This window comes from Paracrocinitomix mangrovi (assembly GCF_019740355.2).
GTDB lineage: Bacteria > Bacteroidota > Bacteroidia > Flavobacteriales_D > Crocinitomicaceae > Paracrocinitomix > Paracrocinitomix mangrovi.
Genome location: NZ_CP091819.1, coordinates 2,058,958 through 2,076,430 on the forward strand (window position 1 = coordinate 2,058,958; position 17,473 = coordinate 2,076,430).

General features: G+C 36.0%; 12 protein-coding genes. 8 read left to right on the forward strand and 4 right to left on the reverse strand.

Annotated features, from left to right (window positions below):
• Nucleotides 1-50: 50 nt before the first annotated feature.
• Nucleotides 51-230 (reverse strand): preprotein translocase subunit SecG, encoded by a 180-nt coding sequence (gene secG, locus K6119_RS09360; protein ID WP_221838522.1) that lies wholly within the window; start codon nt 228-230, stop codon nt 51-53.
• A 196-nt stretch (nt 231-426) separates the two neighbouring features.
• On the opposite strand from secG, the gene K6119_RS09365 reads away from it, so the two are divergent.
• Nucleotides 427-1,587, forward strand: coding sequence for an RtcB family protein (locus K6119_RS09365; RefSeq protein ID WP_221838524.1), 1,161 nt, complete (start codon nt 427-429; stop codon nt 1,585-1,587).
• Nucleotides 1,588-1,623: 36 nt separating this feature from the next.
• Here K6119_RS09365 and K6119_RS09370 read toward each other — a convergent pair whose 3' ends face one another.
• On the reverse strand, nt 1,624-2,247 hold the full coding sequence (locus K6119_RS09370) for a MarC family NAAT transporter (RefSeq protein WP_221838526.1): 624 nt from the start codon (nt 2,245-2,247) through the stop codon (nt 1,624-1,626).
• Between the two features lie 205 nt (nt 2,248-2,452).
• On the opposite strand from K6119_RS09370, the gene K6119_RS09375 reads away from it, so the two are divergent.
• On the forward strand, nt 2,453-3,043 hold the full coding sequence (locus K6119_RS09375) for an START domain-containing protein (RefSeq protein WP_221838528.1): 591 nt from the start codon (nt 2,453-2,455) through the stop codon (nt 3,041-3,043).
• 11 nt (nt 3,044-3,054) lie between these two features.
• Here K6119_RS09375 and K6119_RS09380 read toward each other — a convergent pair whose 3' ends face one another.
• Nucleotides 3,055-4,194, reverse strand: coding sequence for a T9SS type A sorting domain-containing protein (locus tag K6119_RS09380; RefSeq protein ID WP_221838530.1), 1,140 nt, complete (start codon nt 4,192-4,194; stop codon nt 3,055-3,057).
• Nucleotides 4,195-4,390: 196 nt separating this feature from the next.
• On the opposite strand from K6119_RS09380, the gene mfd reads away from it, so the two are divergent.
• From mfd to K6119_RS09410, 6 genes are all read left to right on the forward strand, one after another.
• Nucleotides 4,391-7,813 carry a transcription-repair coupling factor gene (mfd, locus tag K6119_RS09385; protein ID WP_221838532.1) on the forward strand — a complete coding sequence of 1,141 codons (3,423 nt, stop codon included), beginning with the start codon at nt 4,391-4,393 and terminating at the stop codon, nt 7,811-7,813.
• Between the two features lie 602 nt (nt 7,814-8,415).
• Nucleotides 8,416-9,615: a flavohemoglobin expression-modulating QEGLA motif protein gene (locus tag K6119_RS09390; RefSeq protein WP_237828147.1), complete on the forward strand. Its 1,200-nt coding sequence runs from the start codon at nt 8,416-8,418 to the stop codon at nt 9,613-9,615.
• Between the two features lie 911 nt (nt 9,616-10,526).
• Complete coding sequence (locus K6119_RS09395; protein ID WP_221838536.1) at nt 10,527-13,271, forward strand: CHAT domain-containing protein; 2,745 nt, start codon at nt 10,527-10,529, stop codon at nt 13,269-13,271.
• Nucleotides 13,272-13,706: 435 nt separating this feature from the next.
• Complete coding sequence (locus tag K6119_RS09400) at nt 13,707-15,572, forward strand: AAA family ATPase (protein WP_221838539.1); 1,866 nt, start codon at nt 13,707-13,709, stop codon at nt 15,570-15,572.
• 88 nt (nt 15,573-15,660) lie between these two features.
• A complete protein-coding gene (locus K6119_RS09405; protein WP_221838541.1) occupies nt 15,661-15,975 on the forward strand; it encodes a hypothetical protein in 315 nt (104 codons plus the stop codon).
• A 141-nt stretch (nt 15,976-16,116) separates the two neighbouring features.
• Nucleotides 16,117-16,914 carry a hypothetical protein gene (locus K6119_RS09410; protein ID WP_221838543.1) on the forward strand — a complete coding sequence of 266 codons (798 nt, stop codon included), beginning with the start codon at nt 16,117-16,119 and terminating at the stop codon, nt 16,912-16,914.
• 21 nt (nt 16,915-16,935) lie between these two features.
• Here the strand turns inward: K6119_RS09410 and K6119_RS09415 are convergent, their stop codons facing one another.
• The gene (locus K6119_RS09415) at nt 16,936-17,319 is read right to left on the reverse strand and encodes a hypothetical protein (protein WP_221838545.1); all 384 of its coding nucleotides are present in this window, start codon (nt 17,317-17,319) and stop codon (nt 16,936-16,938) included.
• Between the last annotated feature and the right edge of the window lie 154 nt (nt 17,320-17,473).

The window sequence follows — 17,473 nt, forward strand, 5'->3', positions numbered from 1 at the left end:
AAATTAAATAAGGTACTGGTTCCTAAATAATTTGGCACCAGTTATCTTATTTAAAACATCAATAAACTAACAACGAATACACTTACACCTAAAAACCATGTGGTCTTTTGAACAATCGATTCACTTTTACTGGCACCTACAGTCTGTGTCACCATAACGGCTTTACCTTTTGGATTTTGAATCAAAACTAAAAATGTCAATGCTATAGATAAAATAACTAATAGAATCATAATCTTTTTTGCAAGTCTTAAATCACAAATCATTCCATTAAATTATCTACTGTCAAAATGACCGAAAAAAATCTTTTTTACTATCAAATTGTATTACGCAACATGATTGCGCACATAGATGTTTTCTTTGTACCATCCAATTAAACAAACATTAATTGAAGCAGTTTAAAAAGATTAAAAACCTAAATTTATAAATATGAAAAATGTAGTTTCTACTGAACGTCTACCAATTAAAATGTGGTTATCTGACCTGGAAGAAGAAGCATTAAATCAAGCTAAAAACTTAGCTAATCTTCCATTTGCATTTAAACACATCCCATTAATGCCCGATAGTCATACTGGATACGGAATGCCAATTGGTTCTATTCTAGCAACTAAAGGAGTAGTGGTTCCAAATGCTGTTGGTGTTGACATAGGCTGTGGAATGTGCGCCCAAAAAACGTCTTTAACGTCCATCTCAAAAGATGAACTTAAAAAAGTTTTAGGTACCGCTAGAAATTTAATTCCATTGGGATTTAATTGGCATGAAACAGATCAAGACAAAACATTAATGCCATTAGGACATGATGACCTTGAAATTGTTTCAAATGGTTACCAAAAGGCCCGTAAACAAATTGGATCTCTTGGGGGTGGAAATCACTTTATTGAAATTCAAAAAGGATCTGATGGTTTTATTTGGGTAATGATTCATTCAGGAAGTCGTAATCTTGGGTATAGTGTAGCAAAACACTATAACAATATCGCAAAAGACTTGAATGCAAAATGGCATTCAAAAGTGACACCTGATATGGAACTAGCATTTTTACCAATGGAACTAGATGTAGCAAAAGCTTACATATCTGAGATGAATTATTGTGTTGATTTCGCCTTGGCAAATCGTAAATTAATGATGCAAAGAATGATGGAATCATTAACTGAAATTAAAGGAGACTTTGAAAAAGATGAAATCATTAATGAATCACACAATTTTGCAGCTTGGGAAAACCATTACAATGAAAATGTACTTGTTCACCGTAAAGGAGCAACTCGTGCCTTTGAAGGTGAATTAGGTATGATTCCAGGATCTCAGGGAACTAAATCCTACATTGTTCGTGGATTGGGAAACCCTGAAAGCTTTATGTCGTGCTCACATGGCGCAGGAAGAAAAATGGGACGTAAACAAGCACAGCGTGAACTTGATCTAACATTTGAAAAGAAATTGCTAGATGATCAGGATATTGTTCATGCAATAAGAAATGTCAAAGATCTGGACGAAGCTTCGTCTGCTTACAAAGACATCAATATTGTAATGAATAATCAAAAAGATTTAGCAGAAATTGTGGTTGAACTTCAACCGCTAGCAGTTTTAAAAGGATAATACAAAGAGCACCATTTGTGCTCTTTGTTGATTTCTCTATTTCTCAAAAATCAAATCACTAACTGCCCCTATCACATACTGAACTCCAATAGCAATTACAATAAATCCAATAATTCTGGACAATGCATTAAGACCTGATGCTCCTAGCGCTTTAACTATATAATTACCACTTTTCAAAATCAAATAAATAGATGCACTTACACTCACAATGGCAGCAACTATCCAAATTTGATCATTAAAATTTTGATACTCTTTTTGATAGGTAATCAATAAACTAATTGTTCCGGGACCTGCCAACATTGGAATAGCTAGGGGAGTTAACGAAATCTCTGACCTGTTAAAGGCGTCATCTTTTTCTCTTTTTTTCATCCCCTTGTGTTGCGTAAAATTGCCAGAAAGCAATGCAAAACCTGAGCTCACAATAATCATCCCACCAGCTATCTTTAATGCCTCAAGTGTAATGCCAAAAAATATTAAAATGTATTTCCCTAAATAAAATGACACCCCTAAAATGACAAACACATATAATGCCGTGAAAAATGAAATCTGAGCTTTTTCTCTTTTAGAGTTTTGACCAGTTAATCCAACAAAAATTGGGACAGTTCCAAGTGGATTAATCACCGAAAACAATGCGGCGAAACTAAGTAAGTAAATTTCCATTTGTTTTTTGCTGCAAAATTCGCTCAACTACACGGCTCATTTGATTTACGAATCATTAAGGATTCATCATATAATCATTAGTAAAAGCAGACCCAATTTTCACAATTTGTTTACAATCAAAATCCAACCATTATTTAAGTATTTGAAAACAAGTAATGTGATTACAATTCCTTAAATTTATATTTGTTTGATACATGTGCATTAAATGAAAATATCGCTAACTATATTTTTATTATTGATCTCTATTTTCTCTTTTTCCGAACCATGGGAACTGAAAAAAGACAAGGAAGGAATCAAAGTTTATACCCGTAAAACATCCTTATCCAGCTTCAAAGAATACAAAGGAGTAACATACATTAAAACTGACAGACGAAATGTAGTTTTAATGGTTTTGGAAATTGAAGAATACGTCAATTGGTTTCCTGATTGTTTAGAATCTAAGCTTATAAAAAAGGAAGGTGCAGGTGAGTACATTGTATATTATAAAATTGACACGCCCTGGCCATCTAGCAATAGAGATGCCTGTATTAAATTGAATCTTGAAAGGGATGATGCTAATAATACAACAACCATCAATTTTAAAGATGCGATTAATTACAAATCAGAGGTTAATGGAGTTGTGAGAGTTAAAAACACAAGCGGTTACTGGAAGTTTATTCAAGAAGGATCTCGAACAAAAGTTATTTATCAATGTTTAACTGATCCTGGAGGAAGTATTCCGGCATGGATTGCGAATTTATTTGTGGTAGACGCTCCTTTTGATACGCTTAAAGCAATGAAAAAGAAATTGGAGTAAGAAATGTAATACTATTCCACTACCAGCTTATAAGTCTTCAATTGATCTTTATTTGAAACAACAAGAATATAAGTTCCATTTGATAATTCACTTAAATCAAATTCCGTATTTCCGGTTTTAATTACCTTAACTGAAACTTTATTACCCTGCAAATCATAAAATTCAAAACCGGCATTTTTCATATTTGTTGCTACAGTAAATTTTCCATTACTAGGATTTGGATAAATCAAAGTTTGATTTAAAATTTTATTAGTTTCTACATCTAGAATTTCACAATTTAGCCCTAGCATATACGCCCAAACCTCTTCAAATAATGGACTTCCTGTTCCGCTAATAGGTGTAAAATTATCTATTATCACCATGCTGTGATTTGAATTATAAGTAACAGAATCTATTGTTGTGTACAAGTTATGGGTATACGAATACGGGCATTCATTGTAGTCAATATTTACTGTATCTCCATAAGCTCCTTCCCCCAGATTTAATGCTCCCGAATATTGCCAATTGTATTCAGCAACCTGATCATTGATATTATTAAAACTAAAGTAAACTGAATCTGCAGCTGCATGAGACATACTGGTCCAAGTAGCAACTTGTCCAAAATTGACGCTATAATCATTAGGAGCTGCAAACATTAGAACTCTATTAACAGGTTTGTCTATTGCTATTATTGGCGCATGCCCTCCACCCTGCGAGTGTCCCGACAGCATTAACATGTTCCAATGAATTGAATCTCCGGTATAAAACATATCCCATCCTTGAGTAGGATAATTAGTACCCATATACTGAAGTAATCTAATCAATCGATTATAAATTGAATTAACACTATCAACACTAATTTCAGTACTGTAATCTATCCCTTCAATTATTTCTTTTCTGAATTTGAAATGACAATCAATATCGGTACTACCGCCACATACTTGTTGAGCAGCCTGATCATTTGGATATTTTAAACTAACAACATGTATCCCATTATTTGCAGCCAAACTAGGATATAACAAAGTGCTTCCGGGATTGTCATAGGTACCAACCATATGAACTAAAAGCTTATTTTGAGGAATGCATTGAGGATTATAAAATGTATAATGCTTGAAAAGCTCCCACGAGATATTTGAATCAGTATCACTCGCTCTTACTTGTTCAATCTGCAAAGAATCTGGATTACAGCCTTGCCCAAATGAAGACCGGAACAAAGTCGAAAAACACAATAACAAACTAAATATCAATGGTTTTATCATATTAAGTAAATATATGTAAAACAGTTTAAAGATCAATTTATCTAATGCTGAATCGAATTAATAATTATTTGATGGTTTGAAAAAATATATTCGGTAATTTTGCAGCCAAATGACGTTGCAGGAGTTCAGAGAATCATTTCAACAGACTGAAAAAGTCAGGGATATCTCTGCCCAATTGGTTTATGATGAAACCAAAATTTCACTCAAAGGTCTAGAAGGTTCAGGACGCGCAATTGTTGCAGATAGCGTAATTCAAAATCACAAAGGATTCCATCTTTTTATCTTGTCTGACAAAGAAGAAGCTGCTTTCTTTTTTAGTGATTTGCAAAACCTCAACAAAAACGCCCAAAACATCTTCTTTTACCCTCACTCTTACAAAGCTCCTTATCAATTTGAAGAGATTGATAATGCCAATGTGGTGTCCCGAGCTGAAGTAATGGATAGAGTGAACAGAGGAAATAATTCTGTAATTGTCACTTACCCGCAAGCACTTTTTGAAAAAGTGATCACCAAAAAACAGTTTGCGCAAAACATCATGGAGATTAAACGCGGGGTTGAATATTCAATTGATTTTATCAATGAACTATTGATTGAACACGGCTTTGAAAAAGTTGACTTTGTTTATGAACCGGGACAATTTGCCGTGCGAGGAGGAATAGTCGACATCTTCTCTTTCTCTAATGACGAGCCATATCGTGTAGAGTTTTTTGGAGATGAAGTTGAGTCTATTCGAACTTTTAATCCGGTGAATCAATTGTCCATTAAATCTTTAACAAGATTTTCTGTTGTTCCGAATATTCAAAAACACAAAAGCGAAGAAAAAAGAGAAACTTTTTTGGAGTTTGTTCCAGGTAAAACTGTGGTTTGGATCAAAGACTACAAATCTATCAAAGGAACCCTTGACGAAGAGTATAAAAAAGCAAAAGAGATATACGATAATCTGCCTGAATCTGCAGTGACTTACAGCCCGCCGATTGACTTGTACTTTGAAAAGAATTTGTTTGAAGAGCAAATCAAAGATTACAGAGTTATTGAGTTTGGGACCAATGATTATTTCGCGGGCACTTCGAGTGTAGTCGAGAAGACAAGCGAAACTAACCTGAAAGTTACATTCAATCAAAAAGTACAACCTGCTTTCAACAAGAACTTTGAATTATTGATAAAAGATCTGACAGAAAAAAAGCAGGCCAGATACGAGAACTTTATCATCTCTTCGCAAAACAAACAAATTGAACGTATCTATTCCATTTTTGAGGATTTGGAATCGTCTGTTTCTTTTATCACCATCAACATTGCCTTAAGCGAAGGATTTATTGACAACGATCTCAATTATACCTGTTATACAGATCACCAAATTTTTGAGCGTTACCACAGATTTAGACTGAAAGAAGGTTACCGTAAAAATCAACAAGCTTTAACCTTAAAGGAAATTTACAATCTTCAAAAAGGAGACTTTGTCACACATGTTGATCATGGTGTGGGACAGTTTTCAGGCTTGGAATTGATAGATGTAAATGGCAAACCTCAGGAAGCTATCCGATTGGTGTATAAAGACAATGATGTTTTATACGTTTCTATCCATTCATTGCACCGAATTTCAAAATTCACAGGTAAAGATGGAACGCAACCCAAGTTGAATAAAATTGGATCGCCGGTTTGGAACAATGCTAAAAATAAAACCAAGGCAAAAGTTAAAGAAATTGCCTACGATTTAATCAAATTATACGCCCAAAGAAAAGCCGAAAAAGGCTTCGCATTTTCACCGGATAATTATCTACAAAATGAATTAGAAGCTTCATTTATTTATGAAGATACTCCCGACCAATTAAAGGCAACTGTTGCCGTAAAAGAAGACATGGAATCTGAATCTCCAATGGACAGATTGGTGTGTGGAGACGTTGGTTTTGGAAAAACGGAGATTGCGATACGCGCAGCCTTCAAAGCGGTGTGCGATTCCAAGCAGGTAGCGGTTTTGGTACCAACTACAATTCTTTCATTACAGCATTATAAAACATTTAAGAAACGTTTAGAAGGCTTTCCTTGCAAGGTAGATTACGTAAATCGCTTCCGTTCGCAAAAGCAAATTACGCAGTCATTAAAAGATCTCAAAGATGGTGTTACAGATATCATTATTGGGACGCATAAATTGGTGGGCAAAAAAACCGAATTCAAAGATTTGGGATTGATCATTATTGATGAAGAACAAAAATTTGGAGTAGGCACAAAAGACAAATTAAAATTGTTCAAAGCATCTGTTGATACATTGACATTAACTGCCACTCCAATTCCAAGAACTTTGCAATTTTCTTTGATGGGAGCTAGAGATCTTTCAACCATCAATACTCCACCTCCGAATCGTCAACCGGTAGACACAGAAATCATTGGTTTAAATGAAGAAATTATCCGTGATGCAGTTTCGTACGAAGTGCAAAGAGGAGGACAAGTTTACTTTGTGCACAATCGCGTACAAAACATTCATGAAGTAGCCGGAATGATTCAAAGGTTATGTCCCGGAGTGAGGATAGGAATTGGTCATGGTCAAATGGACGGTAAAAAACTGGAGCAAATAATGGTTGGTTTCATGGATGGAGAATATGACGTTTTGGTTGCCACTACCATCATTGAATCAGGAATTGATGTTTCAAATGCCAACACCATCATCATTAACCAGGCGCAAAACTTTGGATTAAGTGATTTGCACCAAATGAGAGGTCGTGTGGGGCGTTCAAATAAAAAGGCATTTTGTTATTTAATCTCCCCTCCTATGCACTTGTTGCCTTCAGATTCGAGAAAAAGATTGGAGGCGGTGGCTCAGTTCTCTGATTTGGGATCTGGCTTTAACATTGCCATGCGCGATTTAGACATTCGTGGTGCAGGAAACTTATTGGGCGGAGAACAATCAGGATTTATCTCAGAAATTGGTTTTGAGATGTATCAAAAAATCCTGAATGAAGCCATCAAAGAACTCAAAGAAGAAGAATTCAAGCATTTGTTTGTTGAGGACAAATCAGTTGACGGACAAGAGTTTGTTGAAGACTGTATACTAGAAACTGATTTAGAATTGTTGATTCCGGATACATACGTTAATCAGGTAGCAGAAAGGTTATTGTTGTATCAAGAGTTGGACAATGTCAAAAATCAAGAAGAGTTAGACAATTACCGTGAAGGATTAAGAGATCGTTTTGGTGAGATTCCTGAAGTGGTGGAAGAGTTAATTCTAAGTATTCATTTAAGATGGATGGCCAAAGCTATTGGATTTGAAAAACTCGTGATTAAAGGAGGAAAAATGCTGGGATATTTCGTAGCCAAACAAACTTCACCATATTACCAAAGCAGCATTTTTACGCAAGTGTTGAGCTTTATCCAAACCAATCCGGCTGATGTAAAAATGAACGAACGCAACGAAAAATTGCGTCTTATTTACAGCAATGTAAAATCCATCACTAAAGCCATTGAAAATCTCCAACGAATTGGCGTAGCATTGCCAAAATTTCAGCCTTCAGAACCGGAGGAAGATGAGGATTTTGAATAAAACAGTCTTTTTAAAGAAGTATTATCCTTTTAAGCTCTTTCACTTTTTTCCATTTGATGAAAAAAGTGACAAAAAAATCTTTTGGAACGGCTGCTCCTAACCTACTCTAAATTATCCTCCTCAAAATCTTTTCGGCTCAATTGTCTCGGCTGCGCCTCAACGGGTCGCCTCAATACGATTTTTGCGGGCTAATTTATTTCGTAGGATTAGCAGATGCCGATCTCAGAATATCTCGTATTGGTCATCTTCTGCGCTACAACTCAAATCAGTTAAATAGAATATTTTTAATCGCATCCATCTTCTAATCATTCGTGAATTTGGCGACGCAGAAAGCGTAAAAAGCCGATCCGATTTTCTGACCCCAGGATATGGGCGCACGTCAGAAAATATTTAGGCTTTAGCTTTTGAGGAGTTCAAATTAGAATGTGTGAAGCGTGATGCTAGCCTTTTTTACGCCGCAGCAGTGCTGCTTGCCCATTTTGCGCAATGGGAAAAAAGAACAATCAATCATATATGCCTATAATTCTATTTTTCAATTGCATAAATTTTTAATCCCCTCATATTCATTTCATTCTTATCTTTAGAAATAAGCAAATGATTGTATGAATACCGACAAATCTCACATTATTCAACTCAGCGATATGCTTGAAAAAGCAGCATCCAGTGTTAGAATCTTAAGAAACATAGATTGGCCAAAAGAAGTGAAAACAGAGTTTTTCAGAAATAATGCCGAAAAATTGCCGGTTGTTGAATACGAAGCTTACGATCCAAAAGATGTGTTGCATCAAATTAGACAAATCAGAAAGCTAGCCAATGATGAATCTGATGAAGTGCATCAATGGGTCAACAAGATTGCTGATAAAATAGAAAGCTCATCAATGATGTTGGCCTCCAGAGGAACACATGATTTCTTTAAATACTCTAAAGAATTGTATGGCGAACCTACCGCTCCTCTACCCGGAGAAGAAAAAAGTGCCCTTTCATTAGCCAAACATTTCGACCATATTTTTGACCATATCACAGAAATGCATTTGGGTGCTCCTTTGAATGATGTAAATGCCGAACATTTGGCTGCGGAAATGGAGAAAGCAGTAAACAAAATGTTTGGTGAGCATGCCCCGGAAGTAGTACTGGACAACAAAATGGCCTCTAAAGCAATTGCAGGTAGAAGAAGAATTAAAGTAAGGCCATCTGCTACTTTTACTGAAAAAGACATCAATCAATTGATTGAACATGAAGCAGCAATTCACGTTGGAACCTCAATAAATGGATATTTACAACCTCACCTCAAAATTCTAAGTGAAAGCCATGCCGGAACTACCAAAACGCAAGAAGGAATTGCCGTGTTTGCCGAGTATATCACAGGTTATATAGATTTGGATAGAGTAATGCGCTTAACCGATAGAGTTTTAGCCAATCAAATGGCTGTAGAAGGTGCAGATTTTATTGAAGTTTATCGTTTCTACCAAGGTAGATCTGCAAGTGATGACGCAGCTTATGATAATGCCCGTAGAGTTTTCAGAGGTGGTGTAATTACCGGAGGTGCTCCCTTTACTAAAGACATTGTCTATTTAGATGGATTTATCCGTGTTCATCAATACCTTAAAGAGTGTATGTTAAATGGAAATATTGATGATTTGAATCTTTTATTCTGTGGTAAGTTAGACATCTCAGATATTCCAATACTCAAACATTTTCATTCCTTAGGATTAGTAGAAATGCCAAGGTATTTACCTACCTGGATGAATGATAAAAGGTTTTTGCTTACTCATTTGGCGTATGGGTCTTTTTTGTCGGATTAATGTAGATTAAACCTTTCACTTTTTTCCATTTGATGAAAAAAGTGACAAAGCGCCTCCGCAGAGTAGCTTCATGCGCTCGCGGAAAAATCTCTTGTGGCGGCGGCTGCTAATTTGCTATTTTCCAAATCCTCGAATGCTAAAGCCTAAATGATCCCGCTTGCAGCGGTATCCGGATCGGCTTCTTTACGCATTCTCCGGTTGCAAAATGACGCAATCTTAGCAGATGCCGATCTTGGAATCTATCTTACTGGTCACATACTTCGTATGATTTAAATTTCAACATATAGAAAATTGGTCATCTTCTGCGCTAAAACTGAATTCATTTATGTAGAAAAATTCAAAATCGCATCCATCTTCTAATCATTCGTGAATTTGACGACGTAGAAAGCGTCAAAAGCCGATCCGATTTTCTGACCCCAGGATATGGGCGCACGTCAGAAAATATTTAGGCTTTAGCTTTTGAGGAGTTCAAATTAGAATGTGTGAAGCGGGATGCTAGCCTTTTTTGATTCTTTTTTGCGCAATGGGAAAAAAGAATAAAACAGTCTTTTTAAAAAAGTATTATCCTTTTAAGCTCTTTCACTTTTTTCCATTTGATGAAAAAAGTGACAAAAAAATCTTTTGGAACGGCTGCTCCTAACCTACTCTAAATTATCCTCCTCTAAATCTTTTCGGCTCAATTGTTTCGGCTGCGCCTCAACGGGTCGCCTCAATACGATTTTTGCGGGCTAATTTATTTCGTAGGATTAGCAGATGCCGATCTCAGAATGTCTCGTATTGGTCATCTTCTGCGCTTTCAATAAAAGTCTTGAATCTTGACTCTTGAATCTAGACTCTTATCTCTTGACTCCATCAAAAAGTCTAACATCAAAAATCTAACGTCTTTTATCTATATTTCACTACATTAGATTATGAACCGCTTCCTTTTTGCCCTCTTGCTATTAATCGGCTCTGCCGGATATAGCCAAAAATACGCCGATAAAGAGTATTATCTAGTAGACTCTCTACCTTATGACGACCTCTACTCTGACTACCAAATCATGGTAGATCATTACCTTAAATTCTACCACGAAGCCAATGACGATTTAACCCGAGTGAGCGCCATTTACGAGATTGTAAGAAACTGTTGGGACGAAAAAGTGTGGCCGCTTTACAATGAATGGGTCCACGATTTTACCAATCAAAAACTGCAAGAAGATCTTTCAGATTCTCTCAACTACATCTACAACCAACTCAATATCGGAACCATTTATTACCGCGGTTGGGGACACTTTTACAAAACCAACTACCAGGGAGCAATAGATAATTTTCAGCTGTGTTATCAACGCTACTCTGAAATTGGAGATCAGCAAGGAGCAGCCAATGCCATTGACAATATCGGATCTGTTTACAGCACCAAAGGAGAAATTGCCAAAGCATTGGAATTTCACGTACAAGGATTAGAAATCAGAGAAAGTATTCAGGACACTATGGGGCTCGGAGCTTCATACAACGCAATGGGCATCATCCACATGAGTCATGGTGATTATTTTACGGCCATTGATGAGTTAGAAAAGGCTGTTGAATTTCATTCTCAAGTTGGATTTTGGGCTGGTGTGGCCAGTGAGTACAGCAATATTGGTCATATTTTGTCCATGCTGGAAGATTATGAGCAATCTCTTGAATTTCATGTAGAGAGTTACCGCATCAAAGAACTATTACAGGATAAACAGGGAATGGCCATTTCATTAGCCAATGTGGCGCGCATTTGTGTTCTGGCCGGAGATACTGCTACCGCTATTCAATACACCAATTACGGTTTACAGTTGTCGCAAGAATTGGGCGACCAAAGAGGAATTGCAGGCGCCAAGAGTTATCTGGGATTCATTCACTTTTTAAAAGGCGAATATGAAGAAGGAGAAAAGCACGTAAAAGAAGCCCTTAAAATTGCCACTGAAGTTGGATCTCAAATTGAAATGGTGGCTTCATGGAAGCATCTGTTCATGGGTTATTTGTGGTGGGAAAAATATGACGAAGCTGAGATTTACCTCAACAAATTGGTAGAAATGCGCAAAAACGACATCAAAATCAACTTTGCCATTTTACCCGAGCAGCAAAAAGAAATGTACTTCAACACCATGGCAGAAGAGTATGAAAATCTCTACGCTTACGGTCATTTTATAAAGGACCAAAACCCTGACATCACCATTACATTGTATGATAACACTTTGCTGTTAAAGGGGTTGTTATTGCAATCTACCACAGCCATGCGTGAAGCTATTTTGGGCAGTAATGATCAGGGATTAATTGAGCAATACGATCAATGGATTTTACTTAAAACCCAAATTGCAGATGCTTACGCCAAAGGATTAGAAACTGAAAAATTAGAGAAAAGCGCCAATACTTTAGAGCAGGAACTGGTTAAAAAATCCGCTTCGTTTGACAAGTTTCAAAACGGTAAAAGCGTGAGCTGGAAAGACATTAAATCCAACTTAACTCCTGCAGCAGCTGCCATTGAGTTTATCAGGTTTCCGCAAAATATTGGAGATGAAAATTCACCGATTATTTATTCTGCTTTAATTGTAAAACCTAACTCCAAACAGCCAGAATTGGTGGATTTGTGTTACGAAACAGATTTGCAAGAAATTTTAGGATTGGCAAGGGCCAACAACATCTCATTTGTGAATGATGTTTACGGAACCGCGGACAGCAGTAATCAGGCCTTGTCTCAATTAATTTGGGAACCACTTAAAAGCAGTTTAAAAGGGGTAGATCAAATCTATTTTGCGCCCGACGGCTTGTTGCACAAAGTAGCCTTTTCTGCCATTAGGGTGGATGATGAACATTACTTGTCAGATAAGTTTGAACTGTTTCAAATGGGCAGTACGGCTGAAATGTTGTCTAAGCAAGGCATGGACTTTTCAAAAGAAAATGTAGCCACTCTTTTTGGAGGCGTAAAGTACAGTACAGATAGTTCAGAACATGTTATTTGGAACTACTTACCCGGATCGTTAGAGGAGACAGATTCTATTCAAAAAATCATCAATGCCAAATCACAGTTAAACTATTACAAGGGGTACGAAGCATCAGAGGCACAGTTTAAGCAAATAGCCGGTGAAAGTAACATTTTACACATAGCCACACACGGTTTTTTCTATCCTGATCCGGCGGTGGTAAGGCAAGCCACAAAAGAAGTGTTGGACAATGATGATTTGGCCTTTAGAGGAAACGCCTCCAATTACGGCATCTGGAATTTTGTGAGCAATGAAAACCCTTTAATGCGATCAGGTTTAGCCATGGCCGGCGCTAATGATGCCTGGCAAAGAGATGTTTTTGCTGAGGGAGAAGACGGCGTACTCTCTGCGCAAGAAGTATCTAATTTGAATTTAACTAATACCGAGTTGGTGGTGCTATCCGCCTGCGAAACCGGTTTAGGAGATATCAGAGGAAGCGAAGGGGTTTATGGATTACAACGTGCCTTTAAAATGGCCGGCGTACATTATCTAATTATGAGTTTATGGCAAGTACCTGATGCTGAAACAGCCAAGTTCATGACCCTGTTTTACGACAATTTATTTGCCCTAAAAGACATCCGCAAAGCCTTTAATGCCGCACAATCTGAAATGCGCAAGCAATATGATCCATATTACTGGGCCGCTTTTGTTTTAATTGAGTAGTTAGATGGTAGACATTATACTTTAGACTATTGATGTTAGATTTTTGACTTTAACCCGCAAGTGTCCTTACTCTTTGTTCTTTGTTCCTTACTCTAAGCCTCCTTGCTCTATGTTCCTTGTTCCTTACTCCATTAGTCGTGTCGACCAAAGTGGAGACACCTCCCCCAAAGCTATACCATCAATCAGATTTCTCCTCCATGCTTCTTGCTCTTTGCTCCTTCCTCCAAGTAAGTCTTGTTTCTTGATTCTAGACTCTTGATTCTTTAATCTCTTTGCTCCAAGATTGCGTATTTCCCGCAATAATTCATAGCAGATTTATTGGTATCTTGCCAATACCCATTTGAACCTCCTTTATTATTTATTAAAAAGAATACATCCGGCTACAACCGTATTTGAAATGGCCTTTAATAGAATTTGAAGGACTTATAGAATTGAGTGTACTTTATTTTATACGGATGTTGTGCTTCATTAAATGGAAATTACCAAATGAGAATTAAGTCATTCAAAATAACAGAGTTTAAACCAATTAAGAATATTGAAATTTCAGACCTTGGAGACATTGTGATCATTGCAGGTGCAAATGGATCTGGAAAAACAAGACTAAAACAGGCTATTGTATCTACACTGCAGGGAAATCCACAAATGGATATGTTAATAGAGGCAACTAGACCTGAGGAGGAAGAAGAAAAGTATTTTAATGCCGCTAATATTGAAGTGAAACAAGGTGAACAGAATCCAGTTTTAGCAAATTATGTCCAGAGTAGAAGATATGGTGCAGGTCGCTATGTTGGCTCACTAGTTCAAATTGATTCAAACAGAAGTATTCAAACTCTAAAATACAACGCGGTAAATTGGCTAGGTGGCGATCCAGATGACACTGTATCTCCAATTAACTTTTATTTTAATCCATTCTCAAATCGCTGGCAAGATTTTGTCAATTATATTCATCAGAAAGCTGCAGCTCGGGACAAGAAATTGGCTGATGAACTAAAAAAAGAACCTTCCAAAGGTGAAGAAATAATTCAAAAAAATCCAGATCCCTTTTTAAAGTATCAGCAAATATTTGCTGAATTGTTACCGGGCAAGACCTTATTGGATATCGACCCAGCACAACCCAAAGAATTCCAATACACAGATGTAGATAATCAAACTTTACCATTTAACTCCTTAAGTTCTGGTGAGCAGGAAGTAATTAAAGTATTGTTTGATGTCGCTAGAAAAGAAATAAGACATTCTATCATAATCGTTGATGAACCAGAATTGCATTTACACCCTACTTTGACTTTTAAGCTAATTGAATCATTAAAAGCAATTGGTGAACATACCAATCAATTTATATTTCTCACACACTCAGCTGACCTAATAAGTACATATTTCTCTACTGGAAATGTATACTTCATTGACTCTGAACAAACTGGCGCAAATCAGGCTCACCGCCTAAGCGACTTAAATCATAGTCATAATCAAATTGTCAATTTGATTGGACAGAATTTGGGGCTTTTTGCTGTAGGTAAAAAACTTGTTTTCGTTGAGGGAGAAGGTTCCAGCATTGACAGATTAGCGTATCATCTTATCGCACAATCAGTTGATCCTGAAATAAAAATTGTTCCTATTGGCTCTGTCATCAACATAATGACTCTGAAAAACATAGAAGAACAAATTCGAAATTCAATCTTTGGAATCAATATCTTCATGATTCGTGATCGAGATGGGTTAACTCCAGATCAAATTGCGAGAATAGAAGAAAATGGTAAAGTCAAATGTCTTTCAAGGCGTCACATTGAAAACTACTTTCTTGATTCTGAGGTTCTATACAAAGTTGCTGAACAACTTTATTTAACGAGAAATACTCCAAACCTATCTGCTGAACACATTGAAAATGAAATCAAAAGAATTGCAGAAGAATCCGTAAAATTCAACTTACTGAAAAACTCTAAAGAACACTTAGGTCAGAACTATCATTTCACAATTCCAACTGTAAGAAATATTGATAACAAATCCATGGAAGAAATTAAGCAAGAACTAAAGGATGGAATACAAAACAATATTTCCACATTGTCCAATGATCTGAGCTTAGAGAATATGACCGAATGGTTGAATCAAGAAGAAACCAAATTGACATCAATGATCGAGTCAGAGGAATGGAAGGACAATTATCAAGGAAAAATTATATTCTCAAGAATGTGCAGTGAAGTTCTGAAAGGTGATCCTCTACGAATCAAACATGCCTATATTGATATAGCATTAAAGGAAAAACCGGAAGCTGTACAAGATTTAATTGACATTTTTTCAGGAATATAGAAAACGCAGCACAACAAAATAAGTAAAGTTTACCGCTTGTGCGGTTCGTGCTCAAGCACTAACTTTACCCAAACGTTAGGTGTCATTAGTGAAAACTAAATCAATCGCTATATTGCTCTTTTTAACTGCATTTTTCATGACTTGTCAGAATTCACAGAATGACAAATTTGAAAATGAAAATTTTACCATTACAACAAACTATTGTGATAGTATCATACTTATTCAAACAAAATGGGAAGAAAAGCGCTCTAATTTCTGGCTTAACAGAATAATACCACAATTAGAAAATGAGTCTGGAATAGAAGCCTCTTGTGAAAAGGGCTTTTTTGGACACACTTACAAAACAGACTCAATATTCCATGCAGATATAAAAAATTGGTCTAAGTATTTTAATTGCGAATAGATACTGAAGGTGTAGAAAACGCCACCTATCACAATAGGTAAAGTGCATGTCCTTCCCTTTGTTGCCAACTTTTCCCAAACATTCATTATCACCAAAAAAGTGATGGATGTTACTTTATATCAGCTGTTGGATTTCTGAATTATGAAAATAATCGGATTAATAGTAATTCTTTTTGCAAATTGTTCTTTTGGACAATTACTTCATCAACATTCCAAAGAAGAAATCAAATTATTGAATATTTCAAAAATATATTCAACTTCTAATAGTTTTGGAAGGTTGAACGTGCAGTTTAATTTCAATGGAGCTGGATTTGTTAGTCGCCCAGTTATAATTTTTGGACTTCCATATTCATACTCCGGTGAAGCAGATACAACCTATAATGAATTCGGAAAAATCCAAACTATAAACACAATATCATCCGGACAGACTGTAACGAATAACTTTTATTATTCTGATACAGTGGTTGAAAATAAAACTATTCAACTTATAGACTCGATTGACTTTTATTACGACAATCAATTTTCTTATACAGCAAAAATCTGTTATGAGTTTGAACTAGAACCAATAAGAAAAAAGTACAATTACCTTTTAGGGGAATGGACTGTTTGCTACTCTTTTTCTAAGAATTTCGTGTCATATAACCCGAAAATTGATTCTCTGCAATTTACCAGGGGAGGTTGTTCTTGTAAAGTTCGTAAAGGGAAGTTTTCAAATTCGCATCATCTATCATTCTTTGACAATGACTCTTTAAAATATTCTAGCAATTTAATAGGGAAAACTCGAAAAGTAGGAATTCCATATTTTGAACCTTGTACATGGTGGACATATGATAATTATGGATTTAACGTAGGAAATATAAGAGGATTTTCCGCTATTTATGGAGAAATTAAAATTCAAGATAAAGATCATTTCTGGTTGATATTCGATAAAGGCGAATAGAAAAAGTAAATAAATATTATCTCATTCTTTCTTGAAGTAGTTATATCCATTTGACGATTTAAGATATACTCCACTTTTCAATTGAACTATTTCAAATTTATACTCTTTAGTCTCAGCGCTATTTTTTGCTTTTATTAGAAGAAGACCATTTTCAATTATCCATTTACCTTTAAAAATCTGCTCATCCCTTCTTTCCTTATTGTACTCTACAATCGCTTTTTTAAAGGGTTTAATTTTAATAGTTATTGTTCCAATACGCAACGAGGGAATCAGATTATTTCCCGCAGAATCTTTCATTACATAGAGGTGTTCCTTAGGTATATTTGTCCATTCGTATTTTCCAATTTGTGCAAATCCGCAATTAAATAAAAAAACATTGATAGTTATAAGAAGATATTTATTCAAAGTTGATGTCTTATATATTTGAAATAAACGGAAAAATTGAAATAAATTGTATAGCGTTTAAAAGCCCGAAACCTAAAATTATCACACTATCAAACCCAACTAAAATGATAGCTAACATAAAGACTGGGTCTTGGCACTTGCACAACTCCCACTC

What these genes read in the sequence shown, in the direction of transcription:
- K6119_RS09410 (WP_221838543.1), top strand. Translation starts at nt 16,117, where the DNA reads ATGAAAATAATCGGATTAATAGTAATTCTTTTTGCAAATTGTTCTTTT.
- K6119_RS09375 (WP_221838528.1), top strand. Translation starts at nt 2,453, where the DNA reads ATGAAAATATCGCTAACTATATTTTTATTATTGATCTCTATTTTCTCT.
- mfd (WP_221838532.1), top strand. Translation starts at nt 4,391, where the DNA reads ATGACGTTGCAGGAGTTCAGAGAATCATTTCAACAGACTGAAAAAGTC.
- K6119_RS09370 (WP_221838526.1), bottom strand. Translation starts at nt 2,247, where the DNA reads ATGGAAATTTACTTACTTAGTTTCGCCGCATTGTTTTCGGTGATTAAT.
- K6119_RS09395 (WP_221838536.1), top strand. Translation starts at nt 10,527, where the DNA reads ATGAACCGCTTCCTTTTTGCCCTCTTGCTATTAATCGGCTCTGCCGGA.
- secG (WP_221838522.1), bottom strand. Translation starts at nt 230, where the DNA reads ATGATTCTATTAGTTATTTTATCTATAGCATTGACATTTTTAGTTTTG.
- K6119_RS09390 (WP_237828147.1), top strand. Translation starts at nt 8,416, where the DNA reads ATGAATACCGACAAATCTCACATTATTCAACTCAGCGATATGCTTGAA.
- K6119_RS09365 (WP_221838524.1), top strand. Translation starts at nt 427, where the DNA reads ATGAAAAATGTAGTTTCTACTGAACGTCTACCAATTAAAATGTGGTTA.